At 52.1% G+C, this 21006-nt stretch carries 21 protein-coding genes and 1 pseudogene; 6 read left to right on the top strand and 16 right to left on the bottom strand.

Annotated features, from left to right (window positions below):
- Nucleotides 1-29: 29 nt before the first annotated feature.
- The 6 genes from KWJ01_RS03640 to KWJ01_RS03615 are packed head-to-tail and all read right to left on the bottom strand — an operon-like array spanning nt 30 to nt 5342.
- The gene (locus KWJ01_RS03640) at nt 30-644 is read right to left on the bottom strand and encodes a conjugal transfer protein TraK (RefSeq protein WP_224995067.1); all 615 of its coding nucleotides are present in this window, start codon (nt 642-644) and stop codon (nt 30-32) included.
- Between the two features lie 32 nt (nt 645-676).
- Nucleotides 677-1687, bottom strand: coding sequence for a hypothetical protein (locus tag KWJ01_RS03635; RefSeq protein WP_224995066.1), 1011 nt, complete (start codon nt 1685-1687; stop codon nt 677-679).
- A complete protein-coding gene (locus KWJ01_RS03630; protein ID WP_224995065.1) occupies nt 1680-4175 on the bottom strand; it encodes a VirB4 family type IV secretion system protein in 2496 nt (831 codons plus the stop codon). The genes KWJ01_RS03635 and KWJ01_RS03630 overlap by 8 nt, the downstream gene beginning before the upstream one ends.
- Nucleotides 4132-4467 (bottom strand): hypothetical protein, encoded by a 336-nt coding sequence (locus tag KWJ01_RS03625; protein ID WP_224995064.1) that lies wholly within the window; start codon nt 4465-4467, stop codon nt 4132-4134. Before KWJ01_RS03625 ends, KWJ01_RS03630 begins: the two co-directional genes overlap by 44 nt.
- A complete protein-coding gene (locus KWJ01_RS03620) occupies nt 4464-4724 on the bottom strand; it encodes a hypothetical protein (RefSeq protein ID WP_224995063.1) in 261 nt (86 codons plus the stop codon). The genes KWJ01_RS03625 and KWJ01_RS03620 overlap by 4 nt, the downstream gene beginning before the upstream one ends.
- Nucleotides 4725-4754: 30 nt before the next feature.
- On the bottom strand, nt 4755-5342 hold the full coding sequence (locus KWJ01_RS03615; RefSeq protein WP_224995062.1) for a hypothetical protein: 588 nt from the start codon (nt 5340-5342) through the stop codon (nt 4755-4757).
- A gap of 745 nt (nt 5343-6087) precedes the next feature.
- Between KWJ01_RS03615 and KWJ01_RS03610 the strand changes: the two genes are divergently transcribed.
- Nucleotides 6088-6672 carry a Fic family protein gene (locus KWJ01_RS03610; protein ID WP_224995061.1) on the top strand — a complete coding sequence of 195 codons (585 nt, stop codon included), beginning with the start codon at nt 6088-6090 and terminating at the stop codon, nt 6670-6672.
- 611 nt (nt 6673-7283) lie between these two features.
- On the opposite strand, the gene KWJ01_RS03605 is transcribed toward KWJ01_RS03610, so the two are convergent.
- From KWJ01_RS03605 to KWJ01_RS03585, 6 genes are all read right to left on the bottom strand, one after another.
- Nucleotides 7284-7493 (bottom strand): hypothetical protein, encoded by a 210-nt coding sequence (locus KWJ01_RS03605; RefSeq protein ID WP_224995060.1) that lies wholly within the window; start codon nt 7491-7493, stop codon nt 7284-7286.
- A 40-nt stretch (nt 7494-7533) separates the two neighbouring features.
- On the bottom strand, nt 7534-8541 hold the full coding sequence (locus KWJ01_RS03600) for a DUF932 domain-containing protein (protein ID WP_224995059.1): 1008 nt from the start codon (nt 8539-8541) through the stop codon (nt 7534-7536).
- Nucleotides 8542-9103: 562 nt separating this feature from the next.
- Nucleotides 9104-9427, bottom strand: coding sequence for a hypothetical protein (locus KWJ01_RS03595; protein WP_224995058.1), 324 nt, complete (start codon nt 9425-9427; stop codon nt 9104-9106).
- A 35-nt stretch (nt 9428-9462) separates the two neighbouring features.
- Nucleotides 9463-9588 (bottom strand): hypothetical protein, encoded by a 126-nt coding sequence (locus KWJ01_RS27915; RefSeq protein WP_255651017.1) that lies wholly within the window; start codon nt 9586-9588, stop codon nt 9463-9465.
- 975 nt (nt 9589-10563) lie between these two features.
- Nucleotides 10564-11847 (bottom strand): amidohydrolase family protein, encoded by a 1284-nt coding sequence (locus KWJ01_RS03590; RefSeq protein ID WP_224995057.1) that lies wholly within the window; start codon nt 11845-11847, stop codon nt 10564-10566.
- 25 nt (nt 11848-11872) lie between these two features.
- Nucleotides 11873-12406 carry a hypothetical protein gene (locus KWJ01_RS03585; protein WP_224995056.1) on the bottom strand — a complete coding sequence of 178 codons (534 nt, stop codon included), beginning with the start codon at nt 12404-12406 and terminating at the stop codon, nt 11873-11875.
- 515 nt (nt 12407-12921) lie between these two features.
- On the opposite strand from KWJ01_RS03585, the gene KWJ01_RS03580 reads away from it, so the two are divergent.
- The 5 genes and pseudogenes from KWJ01_RS03580 to KWJ01_RS03565 form a co-directional block, all read left to right on the top strand.
- The gene (locus KWJ01_RS03580) at nt 12922-13260 is read left to right on the top strand and encodes a hypothetical protein (protein ID WP_224995055.1); all 339 of its coding nucleotides are present in this window, start codon (nt 12922-12924) and stop codon (nt 13258-13260) included.
- A gap of 52 nt (nt 13261-13312) precedes the next feature.
- Nucleotides 13313-13456: a transposase gene (locus KWJ01_RS28250; RefSeq protein WP_370634645.1), complete on the top strand. Its 144-nt coding sequence runs from the start codon at nt 13313-13315 to the stop codon at nt 13454-13456.
- 156 nt (nt 13457-13612) lie between these two features.
- On the top strand, nt 13613-14044 hold the full coding sequence (locus KWJ01_RS03575; RefSeq protein WP_224995050.1) for a MauE/DoxX family redox-associated membrane protein: 432 nt from the start codon (nt 13613-13615) through the stop codon (nt 14042-14044).
- Between the two features lie 125 nt (nt 14045-14169).
- Nucleotides 14170-14421, top strand: a complete 252-nt coding sequence (locus KWJ01_RS03570) for a DUF6520 family protein (protein ID WP_224995049.1) — start codon at nt 14170-14172, stop codon at nt 14419-14421.
- 175 nt (nt 14422-14596) lie between these two features.
- Nucleotides 14597-14800 (top strand): annotated as a pseudogene (locus KWJ01_RS03565) (dienelactone hydrolase family protein); the annotation flags it as partial.
- A 79-nt stretch (nt 14801-14879) separates the two neighbouring features.
- Here KWJ01_RS03565 and KWJ01_RS03560 read toward each other — a convergent pair.
- Genes KWJ01_RS03560 through KWJ01_RS03545 form a run of 4 tightly spaced genes read right to left on the bottom strand, consistent with a single transcriptional unit; the run spans nt 14880 to nt 20996 of the window.
- Nucleotides 14880-15941: a PLP-dependent cysteine synthase family protein gene (locus KWJ01_RS03560; RefSeq protein WP_224995048.1), complete on the bottom strand. Its 1062-nt coding sequence runs from the start codon at nt 15939-15941 to the stop codon at nt 14880-14882.
- 40 nt (nt 15942-15981) lie between these two features.
- A complete protein-coding gene (locus KWJ01_RS03555) occupies nt 15982-18267 on the bottom strand; it encodes a cytochrome c biogenesis protein CcdA (protein ID WP_224995047.1) in 2286 nt (761 codons plus the stop codon).
- A 12-nt stretch (nt 18268-18279) separates the two neighbouring features.
- Nucleotides 18280-19602, bottom strand: a complete 1323-nt coding sequence (locus KWJ01_RS03550) for a TlpA disulfide reductase family protein (RefSeq protein ID WP_224995046.1) — start codon at nt 19600-19602, stop codon at nt 18280-18282.
- Between the two features lie 29 nt (nt 19603-19631).
- On the bottom strand, nt 19632-20996 hold the full coding sequence (locus KWJ01_RS03545) for a RagB/SusD family nutrient uptake outer membrane protein (RefSeq protein WP_224995045.1): 1365 nt from the start codon (nt 20994-20996) through the stop codon (nt 19632-19634).
- Nucleotides 20997-21006: the final 10 nt, after the last annotated feature.

Below are 21006 nucleotides of genomic sequence, written 5' to 3'. Positions count from 1 at the left end.
GAATAAGTATCATACAAACAATCACGGTCTTAATGCGCCGCAGCCACTTTAGGCTCATAGAGGATGTAATCGAACTTCTGGAGGAGGAGTCCGTAGGGGTTCTGTTCACTGCGGTAGGTTTCGATCACTTCAAACCGGACGCCGATGGGAAACTCCCGTTTCTTTTCGCCCAGGTAGATCGTCTGCCGGGCAAATGCCTGCCCAGCAATTGGCCGGGCTTTCATGTCGATGAGCACCGAATCAACCACAACACTCGTTTGGGTACCCAGCCGCACATAGTTCTGGTAAACCTCACCCCTGGTAAAATCATGCAAAATGCGCTGCCCTCCTTCCTTATCGATCAGGTGGAGACCAGCCTCTACCTGCTCCTGGTAGTTGGCAGCATGGTGGGCAAACATGGTGTGCAAAAAAGTTTTTATCTGGTTGCGCACTTCGTATACAGAAATCTCCCGCTCCTGCTGCCGGATGGCAGGGAGCGTTCCCAGATCAGTCACCACATAGACCCGTTCACTCTTTTTACGCTCCTGCAGCACCACATAGGTACACAGGAGCAGGATAAGCAAAAAGGAAAGCAGGATGGTGCCGATGGTGATTTTCTTCAACACCTCAAAACTGCTGTCGAAATCTTTCAAAGAGGATGCCATACACTAAAAGTTAAGGTTTTACATTCATATGCCTATTGCCGAACAGGGATGGACTGCCCGGTACCGCCACGGGAAGCAGAAGGCGGCTCTGCTCCGGGGCTGCTACTGTCTTCTTCCCTGGAAAATCTGTCTTTCCACGTTTCACTGATGGTCGAAGCGGCACCTGATGCCATACTTGTGACACCCCCCAGCACAGCAGCACCCTGGGCCGTGAGAACTGCCGCACCAGCCCCCGTCGCCAGTACCCGGGAGGGGTAGAGCGCACTTTGTGCCTGCCCGATAAAGAGGGAGGTGATATAGGGCACCATGAAGTACAACATGGCAATGACCAGGGTGATCAGGATCATGTCCAGCTTCTCCGCCGCCTCCGACACCGATAGTCCATGCATCAGCCCCAGGCGGTGCTGGCTTAGGTGCCGGTACAGGACGACGATGTTGTCCAGGATGATGAGGGTGATGCTCCAGCACTGCACGGCCAGGTAGTTCTGAAACCACTTCTGTACCAGCTGCCCGAAAAAGGGCAGCACACTTAAACTGATAGCGATCGGTCCTGTGACATAGAGCAGGCCCAGCAGTGTTTGCCGGACCAACTCCATCAGCTTCCGGGCAATGCTTGCTATCCCACCGAGGGCAACCGACTGCAGCAGGCTAAGCAGGTTGAACGAATTGATGTAGTCCACTGCTTCCTCCACATAGTCGGTCAGTGAGCGGTCAGTAACCGATGCTTCTCCGCCCGGCAAATCCTCCAGCGCCGCATAAATATTGGTAGGCTGGTTCAGGTATCCGGCAAAGGCGCCGATGGTGCCACTGATCAATTCCATCAGCTCCTGGTAAAAATAAAGCAGCCCCAGCAGAATAAAACTCCTCACCACAACACCATAGTCAACTGAAACCCCTCCCCGTGCTGTAAAGCCCCTGGCCAGTGTAATGATGAGGGTGACGGCCATCAGCGTATGGATCAGCAGGATACAGGGAAACTGCACCACACTGGCCATCTCCTTAATGATGGCCAGGAAACTGGGATTAATGGAAATATTATTCATAGAATACTCCTTTCTTCAGCTGCCGGTCCTCCACGTACTGGTTCACGGCATGGTGAATGTTACCCCTGAACTGTTCCGTGAGCTTACGCAGGTAGTTGCGCTCTGCCGGTTTGGAGGAGAGCACCGCATCCAGGTGGGGCGACACCTCCAGGCAGTAGACCTTGGCCGTATCGCCCTGTTTGATGAAAAGCTCGCGGTAATTTTTCCCGATGCGCAGAGAGTGGATCTTATCAAGCTCGTGGGAGGTAAAACCCAGGTGGAGGGCCAGTTTTTTCACCTGGCTTCCATCCGTATGGTTGAGGATGATCTGGGTCTGGGCATTTTGAATGATGGCTGCCCCTACCGGGGAGCCGATGATCTCATCGATCCCCTGGGTGATGATGCACATTGCTCCGTTGTTCTTACGGATGGTGCGGTACATGCTTTCCACCCATTCGCCCATGGCATCGGAGAGCATGGACCAGGCCTCATCCATGTAGAGATACTTCCGGTCATTGGGAAACTTGCGCACCTGGTCGAGCGCCAGCTCTGTGATCAGCATGGAAATAACCGGGTAGAGGCCGGGATCTGATTTGATGCGGGCCATGTCGAAGCACACCAGCGGCAGGTCCGAGATGTCCAGTTCGCGGGAGGCATTTAACACCCGCCTGTACTCACCCTCTACAAAGGGCCGGAGCACCACCAGGAACTGTGCCACATTGAAGAACTGCATTTCCGTGCGGTATTCTTCCTGCTCTGCATGGGTGCGGTGGTAGCACCTGAACCAGTGATAAAAGCCAGCCAGTGAAGGAAGCGTCTGCCGTTGCTTTTCTCCGTTCAGGAAATCATAGTAAGCAGGGATCAGCCTCACCAGAATGGCCCTTTCTGCCGGGCTTAAGAGTGCTTTGTTTCCCTGAGCCGGGGCTCCGCAAGGGCCTTTCCACAAAATGGCCAGCAGGGCTGTCAGGAAATTAAGCTTGTCGCCGCCAAGCATCCACCGCCCTGCCTGCCGTTCAATCAGAAAAGGATTAAAGGACAGGGGGCTTGCCAGGTCATACTCAAAGTATGCCTCCAGCCCCACCAGGCTCTCGATTACATTTTTATAGGTTCCCCCCACATCGATGATGATCTGGCTATCACCCCGCTCAAAGCGCTGGCAGATAAAGTTGCCCATGGTATAAGACTTGCCCGAACCGGAAGGGCCGATCACCAGGCAGTTCTGATTATTCAGGCGGGTATTGAACAGGTTTACCCGGAGCGGATTACGGTAACGGTCACACAGCAATTCACCTTCCTCGCTGCTGTGGTAGTTGGTGGTGAAGTGTGCAAAGGTAACCGCATAGTAGGCAGGCATCAGCAGCCAGCGGTAGTTCTGGGCTGCATTGCCCGGGGCTTTGGCAAAGTACAGGCTTGCCGCATCATAAGACTCTACCAGGCATTCGCATCCCCCCACCTGTCGGAAAGCGGTAACAGCTTTTTCCAGGCACTGCTGCAGGCGCCTGTCATCAGAATCATACAGCAGCAGGGTCAGGTTCAGGGACACCAACTGCCGGTTGTTGCCCCGCACCTCTGCCGTGAACGCATCGATTTCGGCGGACTTGATGCGGTTGTCCTGGGTCGCCAGAAAGTGCAGGGAGCTGTTGATCTTCTTTTCCCGGTCCAGTTGCTTTAGGCAGGTGTCTGTGTCTTCGATGAAGATGTTCTGGCTAAGGATATGGGGAAACTGCAGGGCCTGCGTAAGCGGGTAGATCATCGGTACGTTTACACCATAGCCGTTGCGCACTGCATCCAGCACCTGTGATCCCTGTCCTGACAGGCTTAACACCCGCAGCTTTTTTTCGCCCACTGCCAGTGACTGGTGGTGGTTGTGGATGGGCCGCTGAAAAGTGGCGGGGGCTGTGTCGAATGTCAGGTTAAAGTACTGCAGGTACAGCTTGTACAGTTCATCATCCAGGAGCCTTTTCAGGCTGATGCCGCCGGCCGTCTCCAGGGCAGCTGCCAGTTCAAGGGCCAGGCCCTCCCCCTCTTCCAGCCGCTTTCCGATACCGGCAAGGGGGTTATCAAAGATCCGCCGGTGTAGCTGCACGAAAAGGTTGTTCGTCGGGCTGCTGCGTGAATCGCTTTTTTCCGGAGGAAAGGTGATGAACAGGTAGCTCTGCTGGAACAGCATCAGCCGATCCATGAAGTGAGCATCAGCCTTTCCCTGAAAGTAAGCACCATCTTTTTGATAGTTCCGGTAAGCCTGGTCGTAAAAGAAATCCAGCCGTTGTACGACTGTGCCCACTGGCAGAGGTTTCAGAGCTCCTGCTAAAAGCAGGTTCAACTGCCGGTACTGGTCTTCCGTCCACTGCTCTGCTTCAACGCCTTCCATGGCAAAGCCCAGGGCAATACGGCCGTCCCTGAAGATCAGTTTATGACCTTCCATGGCATATACCGGCATCAGCTGGTGAAAAGCAGCCATTTTCTTAGCGGCGGGTTTCCCGCTTGCAGTTCCGGGATTTGTTTTCATGGCAGCCTGGTTTCGCTGTGATGGTAATGCGGCGGGCCTGCAGGAAATAGTAGGATATCCAGGAGGCCAGGAAGCTGGGGTGCCGCCTGCGGTGCAGGTAGCGCAGAACAAACTGCAGGACAATTACGGAGAGCAGGGAGCCGAAGTAGTAGTACTTCGATACCTGAAAGAAAGTACCCATAATTCCGCCCAGCAGAACGAGGACGACGAGCACGCAGAGCAAGAGCATCAGGTCGCCTGCAGGCATGCCGAGGATGATGCTTTTGCGTTCGATAGCGGGATAGGTTCTCATAGGCCAAACTCCCCGAAAATGCCGGTAAGATCATCTTTGAAGATGTTGAAGACCAGGAAGACGATCACACCGATCACCAGTTGTCCAAGGCTGCTCATGGCGCCGGGGTCGCTCATGATAAATTTCCTGACGGTGTTGATAAGCCCCAGTGCCAGGATGATGATAAAGATGATGTTAACGGCCATGAGGACAAAGGCGGAAAAGTCCTCCAGGGCCACCGTAGTCTGCTGCTGCAGCAGAATAAATAATAGTTTCATAGCACTTACAGATTATGGTGAAAAAAAAGTCTATTCTATATCCATCCTGTCGAGCAGGCTGTAGAAGGTATAATCGTCCAGCTCTGCGGCAGCATCCGTATCATGGAGTTCTTCTGTTGCCGAGGTGGTGCCCCCCTGGATTTCAGTTCGTGTTTCCTCATTACCCGCAGTATCCACTCCGGGAGCATCCACTCCGGGAGCATCCACTCCGGGAGCATCCACTTTGGGAGCATCCACTTTGGGAGGAGGTTCTTCCGAAGAATCTCTTCCCTGGAAAGCTTCCGGGGATGGAACTGCTGCAGATGCTGCTGCCGTGTGCTTTTTTTGCTTTCCCTTTTCAGGGGAGGGTGGATGCCGGGCAGAGGGGTAAGTAATAGCAGGAATGGCAGGATGGTTATGGCCCCTCATTCGGGCTGCCAGCCTTCGGGAACAGCAATTCCGATATAGCCGCCTGGCCATGGGAAAAAGAAAGAGCAGCAGTAACAGCATCAGTAAGCCTTGCATCACGTCAGGCGTTTCAGCAGCAAGTAACACTCCCTGTGCTGCAGCGTTCATCCCTCCCCCTTCTCCAGCAACGGGCCACAACCTGGAATCCCTGGCTAAAAAATACGACTCCATAAATATAACTTTTCAAATAATGACCTACAGAATAAATGTGCGCAAAAATTTGCTTTAACACAAATCACCAGCACAACAAGAGGTCTATAAAACCTTTAAAAGAGGCTATTCAGGAATAAAAGTATCAGTCAGAAGTGCGCAAATAGGCGCTTTTAGCATCAGACAATAATTGCACTTAATTTATTTTGATGGTTTTTGATCTGGTTTGGAGATCTAAAAAATTTTTTAAGAATTTTTTATTTTTTTCACTATTCAGCAGCAACCTGTAGCAGAAACGTTTTTTTCCCAGCGATAAAACTGATGACTAACATCGAAAAGGGCCAATTCCATCCCTTCAAAGAATCTCTTTCGCCATTGCGTAGCTGTACTGGTACAGCCAGCAGGACTACTATACTTCTGCATGAAGCCATCAAAGCACCCTTATTCGTGTCATTCAACACTTTTCAGGCTATTTCCATGCTAATAAGTAGATATAGACACTTGGAAGGATACACATTTGTAGATGCCAGGGGCCTTGGAAGTGCAGTTGTCGACACCCTCACACTAATATCAGCCACCACAGGCCCGAGAAGGCTGTCGACACCCTCTTTTCAAATGCTTTCTTGCTCTTTTTTTCAACGCTGTTGCCACAGGTATTTTACACCCGAATTTTACCCTATCATATCACCCAAAAAGTCTTAACAAAGTAGCCCGGTAATTCCAGGCTTTTTGCTAATATAGAACCAACACAAGCTAGCTGATAACCTTGGAAAGAGACCATACTACAACAGGGAGTAACATTGAGGAGAATTTACTTGGACTCAACACAACGGAAGCCATTAATCTTGCTGAAGCCCAGGGAGTCGCTGAAGCAGAAGAAAGCCTGCTTCATTATGATACTGACACCAAGATAGATACCTACCTGATTTTAGAAATTCATAAAACAGCCTTTGGCCACCTGTACGAATGGGCCGGAAAATTAAGATTTGTTGATGTCACTGTGGGTAGCTTTACGCCTCCTCCTTACAGCAAGATCCCAAACTTGATGGCTGAATTCAGTGATCAGCTACAGTACCTCATCAATAGCATAAAAAATGAAAATGACCTGGTGTATGCATTAGCCTACGCCCACCACAGGATACTAGCGATTCATCCTTTTAATAACGGCAATGGCAGAACAGCTCGATTGGTGACTAACTTGATTGCATATATGCACGGGTATGAGGCTGTGCAGATTTATCACCGGGAAGGCACTTCAAGGGAAGAATACATACAGGCAGTAAAAAAGGCTGACAACCATGATTATCAGCCTCTTGAAAATATTATTAAGCGACAACTACGCCAACTCTAAGCGTGCTCGCTTTTTGCGTTTATGCGTCTTCTGAACAATTTCTTTAACCTTTGCCATAGGGACTTTTTGATCCTCTAAGACCATGGTACCATAGACAGATTCCGAGATCATCGCTACCACGAAGCGATCATCCTGTAATTTTTTATATTTATCAATTATTCTCATGGTCTGCTTTGGACAAAAGGTACGTAAATATAGGAAAGGAATGACAACTTAAGGAAACCTTCCCCGGCTTATATTCTTTACGGGAAATGGACCCTTAAGTTAACCACCACATCCACAGCTAATAACATCCTTACATCATCATAACGATAGATGTAAGCTGAAAATTTCCGGGATATTTCCATTTCTTCTAAAGTATTAGTATTGTATCACAGAAGCGGAAAAGCTGCATCAGACCTAATTTAGCTTTTTAGCTGCATTCCTAAACTTCTGTATCCTTTCTCTCACCTACAGATGTAGACACCAGGGTAGACAAATTTCTGTATCTGCAAGCTTTCTTAAGGGTGGGTGTCGATATTAAAGGCAATATTGTCTCCACCCATAAACCTATGGTTTTCTGCGAATTAATAACAATCCTGTATCCCGCTTTGCTTGCAGCCCTTGCTCCATCAGGCGGCCTGGCTGCGGGGAGGCAGGGCAAGGGTAGTGCGGTTTGGAGAGGAGAGCAGCGCAGCGGAACGAAAAACTGTGCTACGCTTGCGTGCGGTGGAGAAAGCGTGTGAATGCAGGGAGGAACGAACGCAATGAACAGGCTTTCTCCACATGGCCGGTGGGCGGGAGTGAGACACCAGCAATTTCTTTCCTTGTGAATTCCTCATTACCACCGCATCTATAAAAAAGGGGGAATACCCCCTTTGATCATTCAAGCTGCAGTGCCTGCTGCAGTGCCTTTTGCATCAGGGCATGTCCTAATCCCAGCAGGTTGCTTTTGAAGAGCTTTTCATAGCTACCGAAGGGGCGCACGTTCTGAAAGTAGCCGGTGATGCCGTTATAGGCCCACCAGGCCGTGCCCCGGATCTCCTGTTGTCCTGCTCCGGTCTGGGTATAGTCGAAGATCTGGTCGCGCATCTTTGCCATACGGGCGGAGACTTCTTCGTTCTCCTGTTTGGCAGGGAAGAGCACCTCGATGTAGTGGCGCAGGATTTTGTCTGTGATTTTAGTCTTCGCCAGCTGCTGGTAAGCCTCCCCTGTTCCGCTGTACTCCCTATGGATGAGGCCCAGCAGGCGGGCAGCTCTTTTCAGCCCATCTCCTACCCTGGAAGTGTGGCGGACGGATACCCCTTCTTTGCTGTGCAGGGCCATATTCAGGGTGTTGTTGCACACTACCCTGACGGGTGTGAAGAGGATGCGGATGGCAGAGCCTCCGTTGTGGGAGTTCATCAGCAGCAGGTACTGCTCTACGGCATCTTCTTTGCCGTTGCAGCGGACCCTAATGTGGGAAGGTATTTTGGCCGAAATAAAGATAACCTCTCCCCTGCCCAGTGCACCGGCTGTTTCGTAGATGGCTGCGCCCTCTCCGACGATGGAATCAAAGAAGCCAAAGGCCTCCCTGTTCTGCACCACCTGGTAGTTCTTGCCTACTACACCCAGGGGATCTCCTGTATCGGTACGAACGGTGGCGTAGCGGTCTTTGACAGTGGCATAAGGCCAGTTGTCATTGAGGGGAACCGGGTGGGGCATAAAGGGAAGGGTGAAGGCCTGCAGGGAGGTCTTCTCTACCCGATAGTCCAGGCCTGCATAGACAATAGCATCAGCGGAGGTGGGGCAGTCTTCCAGCACCAGGCCGAGGCGGTGCCAGGCTTTTTCGCGTACGGTGAAGAAGGCTGCTGCTCCTGTTTTGGGGTTTTGTGCAAGATTGTGTGCCATGATTGTAAAAGGTTAGATGGAACATTTATTTGTTATAGCAGCGTTTCCATGTACCCGCCGGGACTAAAGGCAATGAGGAGCCGAAAAAAATACGACCCGGAGGGTGGAGATTTTTTTCGGTCTTCATTGGGGCCTTGCGGGGAGGGCAGTGCGCCTGTGTCCCGGCGGGTACATAACTTGCAGCTACGATAGATAAATGTTCTGTTTCTCCTGGCAGTGACGCCTGCGAAAAGCTATCCATTTTGCTTAAGGTTCGATGCCTGCTTGCAAAATGAAGAAGAGGCTGGTTAGGTGGCAGGTAGCGCCGCGAACATGTTAGCTTTGGATGGCGGGGCGCCTTTGCGGGGCTGACAGGTTGGCGGCTGCAGGAGTGAAGGCGGAACGACTGCCCCGGAGTGGAAGCATGGAACGCAGGGGCTGGCGTTTGGCTGGAGCGGTGGGTAGCGGAGAGGGGTTATTTCAAAGGAGCTTGTTAAAAGGGACGTGCTACTACCCTTCTTCTTTTGAAGGTGACCATTGTAGAAGCATCTATATAAAAAGGGGATCTGTAAAGCTCCCACTTCTAATAAGGAGGCAGCTCAATGCTGCTGCGGAACAAGTAAGGATACTTCTTCTGCATGTCCAGGTGAAAGTTCCAGGCCAGCTTTTTAGCCGTATAGCAGACGTTTCTTTCCAGCTGGTCAGCAGCACAGCTGTAACATCTGTAGCTGTGCTCACTGACAGCCACACCTTTGAACTCAAACATCACCTTGGCATAGGTTGCCCTGATAAAAGAAAGCGCCCCCTCTCCTGGCAGCCCTGTGTAGGTTACCCCTACCGGCCAGGACCACAGCCATATGCGGAAGCTGTAACAACCCCTGATTGGAAAGTCTTCTGTTGTTTCCATTGCTTTAAGTGTTAAGGCTAAAAAAGAAGAGCACCTTAAAGGTGCCCTTCGTGGTAAAGTTTCTCGAATGCTGCTGCGGCATTGATTTCCCGGAAGTGCCGGTCCCGGACGATGAGCGGTACTCCTTCGATCTCTATGCTTTCCAGTTCTGATTTCAGCACAGAGCCTATCTCCCAAAGCTTGCCATCAAAGCTGGCGATGCACCAGAGGTAGTCTTTATCCTCGGGATCCTGGTTGATGAGGTATCAGCATCCTGGTTCAAAGGCATTGTAGACCCTGCAGATGATGTTCTGCGCTTCCAGCTCGCTATATAGCTGAACTGCTCCTGTAGCTTTGCTTCGATTTCTTTTGTCAAGAGTGCCATGATTAAATCATTTAAGTAGAACATTGATTTATTGTGGCAGCCTCTCCATGTACACCCCGGGACTAAAGGCAATGCGGTCCGCCGCTGCGGAGGAGCGGCAAAAAAGTCAGGAGGGATTTCTTTAGGGAGACCTTACTTTTTTGACGTCTTCATTGGGACCTAGCGGAGAGGAATGTGCGCCTGTGTACTGGTGGTACATAACTTGCAGCGACGTTCAAGGATTGTAACAGCTCTAGAATTTTGCTACTTTTAGCCTAAGATGAAAAAGTACGTTGCCTATTATCGGGTGTCGACCCAGAACAGGGACAGTCCAGTCTTGGACTTGAAGCCTAAAAAAGAACAGTCGAACAATTTTGTAGGGAAGGGAATATCCTTTCAGAATTTACTGATATAGAATCAGGAAAGAACAACACCAGACCATAACTGAAGAAAGCCATTGCCCATGCAAAAAAGAATCAAGCATTACTGGTGAGTGCCAATCTGGACCGTCTGAGCCGGTATGTTTTAAAGATACTACTGCCTATCTTGGTTTTGTACTACCTCCCAAAGCTAAAGGCGGCGTCCGCTCTTGGAATCTGCCTCTTTCATACCCTCACAAGATATGTAAGAAAAACTATCTCATTCTCAAAGCCCGATCTTATGCACTTCCTTTATCCAAAACTCTTCCTTTTCCATTATAACAAAGCACTCAAACCGTGACATTACCCTTTTTCGTAGCCTGTATAAGCCATATTAATCCAATACACAGCATGTTTTCAGGGATAAGGAATCATTACTCCATCAAATGAATTTCTCCATTTTTCATCACCATCTTTACGCTAAACAGTGATTTCTTAATGTTTTTTTTCATATCTCCTTCAAAAACAACGATATCGGCAAACGCATTTTGTTTTATCACACCAATTTTGTCCCTCATATCCAATGCGATTGCCGCATTGATAGTGGCCGTTTGCAAAACCTCTTCAGGCGACAGTCCGGAATCAGCATAACCCCAGATCGTTTGTTTGGCAACATCACCTCGTGAAGCTTTTAAATCAAAGTATGCATCAGAACCAGCAACAATGGATACTCCAGCTGCTTTCAGTTCTTTGATCCATTTTTTCCAACTAGACGCAGAATTTTCCAAATCCTCATCCGTATAGGATTGTTTTTGAAGTTCAAAGTACTGTCTAATGGTTTCGGTTGAACCATAAGTAGGAACTACATAGATTCCCTTACCGGCCATTTTTTCAAGGGTTGCCTTTTTGAACCCATATGCATGTTCTATTCCATCCACGCCAGCTTCTATTGCATTTTGAGCCGCCCAATCCCGGTCACAATGGGCCGTGACTTTTACACGTTCACTATGGGCCGTTTCTACAATGGCTTTCATTTCATCCAGGCTTAGCACCAATCTGTTTCCAATTGCCAGAATTTTAATTACGTCCACTCCCCTTGCAATATGTTCTCTAACTGCTTTTTTTGCCTCTTCCACGCCGCTGATCATACTATACTCCTGACGGGAAATCCGCTCAAAATCAGCCAGGGGAATACCGTCGATCTGTCCATCCATTGAACCTATAATTGGTCCTGATACCAGCATGCGGGGTCCCAAAATGTATCCCTTATCGATGGCGTTTCTTACCTCCAGATCGAGGTATTGTCCCGAATTTCCAACATCCCTAATGGTAGTAAAACCTGCTTTCAGATAGCTTTTGGCAAATTTGGCAGCTCTTAAAACTCTGGTTTCTGAAGAAACCAGCATCGCATCCACGGCAAGAGGTTCATCTATTTTTTGCTCTAATAAAATATGCGAGTGGGCGTCTATCAGCCCAGGAGTAATGGTGGCATTGCCAAAATCAAGCACCACCGTATTAGGCGGGAGGGTGAGCTGATTTCCAACTTCAATGACCAGATTGTTTTTTATCAATACTTCCTGATTTTTCACAAATGCATTTTTTTCTGAATCATAGAATTGCTCGGCTTTTAGTAGATAATACTTATCAGAAGCTTGAGAATAAACCAGGCTGCTTGCCAACAAAAGAAAGAGAATTGTCTGGTGAACTGTCTTAAACATGGAAAAGTGTTAAGTGGTGATCGATCTAATCAGGACATGATGAAAGACGGGTTGTAACATCCCCCTCTAGTTTCCAGCAGTTACCATAAACATCCGAATAGGTGATTTTAAGCTGAACCGAATCACTTTGCCAACGGTAGATAATTTCATTGATCAGTGAATCAGGAAGATTAACGGAAAATAAAGAAATGGATTCACCAGGTTTGAAGACGTAATCTTTTTTTGTACTGCTAAAACCAGCTCCTCTGGTATTTCTTCCAAAAATTGCTAAAAAAAGCTCATTGGTATTGTTATATACTGAACCTTTATAGATGTATTCAAAGTCTTTAATAATAGCTGGGCCCACACCTTTGTTTTCAATACCATAATCGTAGTGCCCAGTTTTAGAGCTGGCTAGCGTCTCCAAATGGGGCCAAACCGAAGCATATTGTTGTTCCCTTAATATGTTAGTCTGGATAATAGAGACTATTAATGCCGACGTACTTAAGAATACGGCAGAAATACCAAGCAATAATTCAATACTGATTTTTTTCTTGGGACTTGAAGTACTTTCATCCATTTTTTTGAGTTTATTTTCAAAAAAGAGGCAAAAAGATTATCCTGCAATATACCCTTTTAGACGGTTTTATATGTGATTTTGATGTCTTGAACTATGATTTTTCGAGTAATGCAATTCTTTTTCTGTTGGTGAGACAGGGTCGCCTGGATCGGGACGCGCAGAATAAATGAGGGAAGATGACCAAGATCAAGGCGGGCCACCCTTGTAGTCACAGCGGGCCTCCCGGGGACACTGGTGGTACTGTGTTATCTGTCTCAATCCAATCAGCATCTCCCCACGAGGTAAAACTTTGGATAATGTGATAGAGGAGCGTTTTATTGAGGAACTGCCAGTGCGGCTTATCGGTGTTAAAGCCTATGATTCTGATCTTTTAGATCAGGCTCTGCAACAGCAGGGCATTGCGATCCATAGGCTTGCAAAGAGGAAATAATGATAGAGTAGATGCCATCAGAATCAGTGAATATGCCTTCCGCTACGCTGACAAAGCCCAGCTCTGGTTACCAGAGCGAGAGGTGTTGCTGGAGATCAAAGAGCTCGTTTCATTGAGGAAAAGGCTTCTCAATGCTAAGAATGCACTAAAGGTACCTTTAGGTGAATTGGCTGGCTTTCAGAACAAGAAACTTCTCAAAGAGTTGGAGAAGCTGAATAAAAAACCTGTTGAGGCTCTGAAAAATCAAATTACAGAGATAGAGAAAAAGATTAGGAGCCTGATTAAGAAAGATGAGCAGCTGAATAATTTATTTGCTTTAGTCACTTCTGTAGATGGCGTAGGTGAAGCGGCAGCGGGGCTGCCCCAGCCGCGCTGTGATTTTCTGGGAGATTATTACTACCACCGCCGGGCGGCCCCGCAATGAGTTTAAGCTGTTTAGCTGTCCTAGAAAATTTGCCCGCGCGGCGTCCGCTGCTATGCAGGTGTATCTCCCTTTGATCGGACGGCCGACGCCGCATTCTTCAGGTACGAGCATCAGAGGCAAAACTAGGGTAAGCCAGTTTGCCAATAAGAAAATGAAGAAACTCTTTCACATGGGAGCATTAGTGCTGCTAGTATAGCAGCAGATATCTGGAAAAATGCCAGCTCAGGCTTCTTAAAACAAAGAACATTTTTCTTTACAGGCGGTGGTAGGGATCATCCATTGATTCGGGTCTATCATATTGAAGGGCGTCCTGTACCATAGAAGGCGGGGCGCTTCTTCCCCTATCCCAACTATGAAAACAAAAGACCGCCTCTTGTACCTGTCCCTCCCCCTGATCATGCTCTTTGCCTATACGGCCCTAAGCAAGCTGCTGGCACCGGAAGCATTCCGGAGGGCCATGCTGAACCAGCCGCTGCCGGAGGCCTTCAGCCATCAGCTGGTGTGGCTACTCCCGCTGGCAGAGCTGCTGACCGCAGGACTACTGCTCTATCCGCCCCTTCAGAAGTGGGGCTTTGCCCTGGCTACCGGATTAATGACAAGCTTCACCAGCTATGTATGCCTCATCCTGTTAGGGTACTTCGATTATGTACCCTGCTCCTGCGGAGGCATGCTGGAGCAACTCTCATGGGAGCAGCACCTGGGGGTTAATCTCCTATTCTGGGCCCTGTCTCTGTACGGGTTCTACACCACCCTTAGGCCCAACACGACGCTCCGTAAAGCATAAAATATCGCGCGCGAAAGTCCTGCCCCGGCAGGCAGAGGGGGATGCTGAAAACCCTGAAAAGAGTAGGCATATGTTTAATTCACAAGACGTTTGCGGCCTTTTGAGTGTTAAAAATCCGCCATATCATGAACAAGTTTAAAAATTACCTGGCCGTGATGGCCCTCGCCACCGCCTCCCTGGGAGCGTTTGCCTTTGAGGCACAAAATCCCGATCCAAACAAAACCCTGTTTGCCAACCAGGGTGGCACCTGGATTGAGCTGGAGGAGGGAGTGCAGTACCGCTGCGAATCCGCCTCCAGCATTTGCGTGGCCCAGTTTCAGAATGATGTCCCCGGACAGCAAATGACCTATTCCAGGGAAGGTCGCTTTACCGATTAATACAGTACCCTGACCTCTCCTTTGTTTACAGCACAGGAGAGTGGCCCAATGGCACGGGAGCCCTTGCTTCCGTGCTTTTTTCTGTGCTTGGGTTCGCACGTGAGGGCCCGAGGGGCTTCTTGACAAAAAAAGAAATTGATCCTGAACCTGACACTCCAAAAGGGCCAGTATCACATATGCAGAGCATGATACCTGTGTGAACGAAGGTTGGCCAGCCTATGAAAAAGCCTTACAAGAGCACAATAAAACATTTATCGCTTATCTGTACCCAGGCACCAACCATGGCTTTCATAATAATACAACCCCACGTTATGACGAAGCAGCTGCAGCACTGGCCTGGAAGCGCACCATAGACTTCTTTAAAGAAAGGCTGGTGTAATCAGCACATCATTCCCGGCATCAGATGTAGGTGCTCTGCAGCGCTGCAGCGCACCTGTCAGCAGCAGTTGGCCCAGGGCTTACTGTCTGTTAAGTCTGGCAACCGGCCTGTAGCGCTCAAACTCTACATAGGGGCTTACAAACTCCTTTTTTAGCGGCTGCACCCAGAGCAGGTCAGAGCTAAGGTATTTCTTATTGCAGTCTGGCAGTACCGTTACCACCGTTGATTCCCGCCCCAGCTCCTGCTGCAGGTGGATGGCACCGATCACATTGGCGCCTGAGGAAAAACCGACCCCCAGTCCCAGCTGATGGGCCAGCTTTTGGGCCATGCGGATCGCATCACTGTCATGGGCCTGTACGATGGTGTCCAGTTTATGCAGCTGCAGGATGGGCGGGATGAAATCATCAGAAATTCCCTGAATACGGTGCATGCCTACCTTACAGCCGGTAGAGAGGGTGGGTGACTGGGCCGGCTCCAGCGGATGCAGGCGGACCTGCGGATTCTGGCTGCGCAGGTAAGTTCCCACCCCCATGATGGTGCCCCCGGTGCCAACACCTGCCACGAAAGCATCCGGTGTTTTTCCGAGAAGCTGCAGCTGCTCCCAGATTTCGGGACCTGTTGTTTGTTCATGGGCTTCACAATTCAGCCTGTTTTCAAACTGACGCGGCAGAAAAACATGCGGATCTTCAACAGCCATTTCCCCGGCCAGCTGAATGCTGCGGATAAAGCCCCCCTCCTCCCGGCTGACCAGGCTTACTTCCGCGCCCATGCTCTGCATCAGCTCGGCCCGCTCCCGGGTAAGCCAGTTGGGCATGAGGATGCGCACGGGGTGTCCCAGTGCTCTGCCCAGAGCCGCAAAGGCAATGCCGGTATTGCCGCTGGTGGCCTCCACAATCGTGTCGCCGGGCTGGATCAGCTCCTGCTCATAGGCCTGCTGCAGGATGTGGAGGGCCATACGATCCTTGATGCTCCCGCTTAGGTTATAATATTCACACTTAACGTAGATCCGCCCCGGCTGGCCCCTGTAGCGATAATGCAGCTCCAGCATAGGAGTATTTCCGATCAGGTAGCGGAAGTTTCGCAGAAGAACATGTCGATTCCCGGAAGTGATCTTTGTATTTTGTTCCAGCATGCGTATCATGTTGGTTTAGAAGGTTAAACAAATTGTTGAAAAATAGTTTTCAATAGGCTGTACTCTGTTCGGCAAAAACAGCAGATAAAGCCTGTTTCCGACTGGAATTAACTTCCTGCCGCACCTTCTGCCAGGCTGCGGTGCCCTGCTCCAAAAACTCCAGGAACCGGGGCACAGACAGGTCATAAGCCGTCGGTGCCAGCAGTGAGTTTCCAGTTTCCGGGTCCAGAACCGCATAAAAGGGTTGGGCATTGGCGCCAAAGCGGCGCACCTGGTAGTCGGCATTCTGCATGCCGATGCTCTTTTTGATCCGTCCGTCAAAAGTGGAGCGGTACCAGCGGGTTTCAGGCAGCTCGGTCTTATCATCCACATAGAGGGCCAGCAGCACATAATCTTTCCGGAGGCGCTCCAGTACCCGCGGATCGCTCCACACCCGGGCTTCCATTTCCCGGCAGTTAACGCAGCCGTGTCCCGTAAAAGTAATGAAGAGCGGCTTGCCCTGCTCCCGGGCACAGGCCAGGGCCTGCTCCAGTTCAAAGTAACCCTGCAGTCCGTGCGGCCAGCTAAGCCGCTCACCCCCACGGGGAGGTTCACACATTCCAGCCGCCGGCGGGGCTTCACTGCTGTCCGTCCCGCCCCACCCACTACTCCAGTTGGCAGTTTGTTTATGGGGTGGCAGGTAGCCTGCCAGCGGTGCCAGTGGTGCACCGAACAGGCCCGGCAGCAGGTACAGCACAAAGGCAAACACCCCTATCGCCAGCAACAGGCGAAGCACTCCCGGCCGGTCAGGTACCCCCGGAGCAGTACCGCTTTCCTGCGCCAGCGGGAGCTTGCCCAGCAGGTATAGCCCCATGGCGGAGAAGATGGCAATCCAGAGGGACAGGTAGAGGGGCCGGTCCAGCAGGCCCCAGCCGTAGACCTGGTCGGCCACGCTTAGGAATTTCAGGCCCAGGGCCAGCTCCAGGAAACCCAGCACCACCTTGACCGTATGAAGCCATGCCCCCGAGCCTGGCAGCTTTTTGAGCCCTTCCGGAAAGAGCGCCAGCAGGGTAAAAGGCAGGGCGAATGCCAGTCCAAAGGCAGCCATGCCCACCAGGGGCAGCAGCACCGCCCCTCCGGCCGAGGCCACCAGCAGGGAACCCACCATAGGGCCGGTGCAGGAAAAAGAAACCAGTACCAGCGTGAGGGCCATAAAGAAAATACCCGGCAACCCTCCTTTGTCTGCCTGCCGGTCTGCCCTGTTGATCCAGGAAAGAGGTAGGCGAATCTCAAACATGCCAAGGAAGGACAGGGCAAAGAGCGTAAAAATCCCAAAGAAAAGCAGGTTGGGCAGCCAGTGGGTACTTAGGAAGTTAGCGAATGCCGGCCCGTTCAGCCAGGCCAGCCCCGTGCCGACCCCTGTATAGATCAGCACCACCGACAGGCCGTATAGCAGCGCCCTGCTGACGGCTTTACGCCGCAGACTCCCGGAGTGGAGACTCCCCGAGTGGACACTCCCTGATCCGGTGCTTGCCCGAGGCTCCTGAAAGCTGAAGTAGGCCACTGTTAGCGGAATGATGGGAAATACACAGGGGGTGAGCAGGGCTGCCAGCCCTGCTACGAAGGCCAGCAGGGCAAAACCCCAGAGGCTCATTCCATTGGTTATTCCCTTACTGATCGGAGAGGTATCCGCAGGGTAGCCAACGCTCCCTCCCTGATGTGGAACAGCAGGCGTGTCCACTGCTGCCGATGTCGACACTTTCTGCCCGCTACTATCTGTCGCCGGTGCCACGGGTGTTGCATCGGCTCCCGCTCCCCGTGCCGGTTCACCGGCAGGAATCTGCTCCATCTCCCGCTCCTCCTGCAACCGGGGCCTGGGAGTTGCTTGCGTTACCTGCAGCGAAGAGAAGCGGAACTCCTCCTCGCCCATTACGCAGCGGCCATTCTCTTTACTGCAGAGCTGATAGGTAAGGGTGCCCCTGATGCGTGGATCTTTCCCCAGAATCCGGACACGCTGGCGGAACAGGCTCTTTCCCTCAAAATAGCTTACCTCTCCTTCCCACAGCGAATCAAAACGGCGGCTGGGTCGCACCGACTCCACTTCCCCTACAAGGGCATAATCCGGATCTGACACAAATGTAACTGCTGCGGGAAGGGGCCCCAGTTCGGGATCCATATCCGTAGCATAGAGCTGCCAGCCTTCCTCCAGACTGGCCTCCAGAAAAAGATCGACCTCCTCCCCCTGCTCCACTACGCTCTTTGCAGGATAATAGCGCCATTCGGCAGGCTTCAGCACCTGGGCTGTGCCCGACAGCCCTGCCAGTAGCAGGCCCAGCATAACAAATAAAGATTTCATATCGCTGTTATGTTAATTACCGGCCGACCTGTCCCGGATTACCAGCACTTTTACCTTTGCTTTCTTCTCCACCAGGTCGAGGCCATAGGGCTGCAGGGCTTTGCGCACCGCTTCCAGGTCAGAGAGGTCACCGGCAAGCTCCAGATCCACCCCGCCCTCGTAGCCCGTCAGGTCTACCAGAGGCGCTTCTGTTTCCTGCAGGTAGATGGTGTTCAGGCGCATGAGCAGCACATTGAAGGGCACATTCTGCAGGCGCAAGCCGTAGGGGCCGGTCTGTGCACGGGACTGACCGCCCCGGCTGCTGAAGGATTTCCCCTTCCCCGTACGCACCAGCGCAATCACCGGGTGTTTGCGCACTTCCACCCGCGCGCTGTATTGGGGAAAGAGGCGGTCCAGCTCCTGCCGGGCCAGCGCCCACTCCTGCCCGGCCAGCTGCGGGCCTACCTGCAGTTCATAGCAGTAGCCGTTGCCTGCCTTCAGCCAGTCCTTGTAGGATTGCTCCCGGTCGAGGTGCTCCAGGGCATTCCGGTCCCTAACTTCATAGACCACCCGGTTCAGGCCGTAATATTCTGTTGCCGTGCTGTGGACCTTGCGGTAAAGCCCCAGCAGCGAATGGTTCGTCATGATGATGCGCCCCCCTTTTTCAGCAGTGGCAGGCTCCCAGGCATAGAAGCCATCCAGCCCTTCAACGTAACCTGTCAGCACCGAGCTGTAGCGGAGCTCCTCCTGGGGCAGCATGGGGTTAAGGGCTACCAGACGGTCATAGCGGCCGAAGTCGAGAAAGCTATCCTCCTTTTGACGCAGCACCTTCGCAGCACCGCTTTCCCCCAGCACGGCCTGTATGTGACCGGCATTTACTTCATCCAGCCCCGTGATGGCCTGCACCACCCCCTGCGGATCTACCCAAACATAATGAGGAAGCTGCTGATGCGGGAATAGGTAGCGCAGGGTATTGTCTGCGGTAACGATGGCAGGGCTAAGGCCCTGCAGCAGCTTCCGCTTTTCGAAAGCTGTTTTTACAGCAGCTTCGTCCTGGTAAGTCACCGGCAGGAAGGCCAGCTGGCCTTCAAAGAGGCGCTCCAGGGAATCTGTTTTTGGAAACATGCCGATGCAGGGAGCGCACCAGGTCGCCCAGAAGTCCAGGATCAGCCAGCGGCCGCGGTAATCCGCCAGGTTCAGGCTGCCCGTAGGGTGGTTGATCACCCCCGCCAGGGTGATGGCCGGCAGTGTATCGCCCCTTTTCAGAGGGGTAAGCCCCCCTTCTGTCTGGGCGGCAGCGGGTGTACGTATCAGCAGCAGCAGGAGGAGTATCAATAGTACGTGTGTGTATTTCATAGTCTTTGGGGTAATTAGATGAACAGATACTAGCGGGGGTTCTGGGCGATGCCGCTGATGTCAATTTCCTGCTGCGGGATCGGGTACACCCAGCGGGGACTATGGGGCGGCAGCATATAGGTTTCACCCATCAGCTCGCGTACCAAGGTTTTCTCGTGGGGCGTTCCCTGCAGGCGACGCAGGTCGCTCCAGCGCAGGCCGCGAAAGAGCAGCTCCTTGCGCCGTTCCGCCAGCACCAGATCCAGTGCTTCGGCAGCACTGGCCGCGGTATAGGGTACAAAGCTACCCGCCTGCCAGCGGGTACGCAGCAGGCGGTTCAGGTCTTCCATGGCACCAGCTACATTGCCCAGGCGGGCACGGCTTTCAGCCCGGATCAGGTAGACCTCGTCGGTGGCCAGGCCCCCGAACAGGAGGTTTCCCTGCCCCGAGTAATGGCCCCGGAAGCGCAGTACATCCTCTTCTTCGGTAAAAAAGAGCTGCCTGCGCAGGTCCTCCTGGGCATAGCTGTCGTAGAGGTTCCCTTCTACCCGCGCCCGGGAGGAAGACAGGTTGTAAGGCAGCAGCACGCTATGGAAGAGCACCTCCTCATGAAAAAGCGCAAAAGGCAGGGCAGCCGCTGTGTCCAGGCTGTTGTAGTCCAGCAGCTGGTCCCGGAGGCCCAGGCTCCGGCTTGCATAGTCTTCGGCCGATTCCCACGCTCCCATGATGAGCGCCACGCGGGCCAGCAGTGCCCAGGCCGCCGCCTTATCTGGGCGGGTCGGGTAGGTGCTGTGCTCTGGCAGCAGGGCAGCTGCAGCCTCCCCTGAACGGATGATTTCTGCGTAGGTCTCCTGCAGGCTGGCCCGGCTCACGGGCGCCTCCAGCTCCGAACGGAGCCGCAGGGGAATGCCTGGGGTGTCCGCCGCTCCATTCGGGTCATAGGGAGGGGCAAAGTGCTGGCTAAGGGCATAAAAGGCATAGCTGCGGTAAAAAAGGGCGCTGCCCTTCAGCCCTTCCCATTCCGCCCGCTCCGCTTGGCTTACAGTCAGTTCTTCCAGGCCCTCCAGCACCACATTGGCGTAAAACACCTGCTCATAGGGCAGGCTCCAGTCCTGGGGCAGCCAGCTGTCGAAGATCTCTTCCGCCCAGATGTAGGTGTTTCGCTCCGTATCGGTGAAGAGCGAGGCCCAGTCATCGTCAGAGAGGTAATAGTTATCAGCACCCATAAAGCCGAGGGCCGGCTCCTGGTTCATGATGTAAAAGTCATTGTCAAGCAGGGCCTGGTAATCCTGCAGGTTTTGGGGCACGATCAGCGCGCTGTCCGGCTTCACGTCCAGGTAATCCCCGCAGCCGGGAAGCAACAGGATCAGGAAGGGCAGCAGGAGGCCGCAACAGGGTATGGTGTATTTTTTCATCTTCTTGAAG

The sequence above is a fragment of the Cesiribacter sp. SM1 genome, assembly GCF_020178975.1.
Lineage (GTDB): Bacteria > Bacteroidota > Bacteroidia > Cytophagales > Cyclobacteriaceae > Cesiribacter.
The sequence above is the reverse complement of the archived record's forward strand: the minus strand, read 5'-3'. Positions and strand labels throughout refer to the sequence as shown.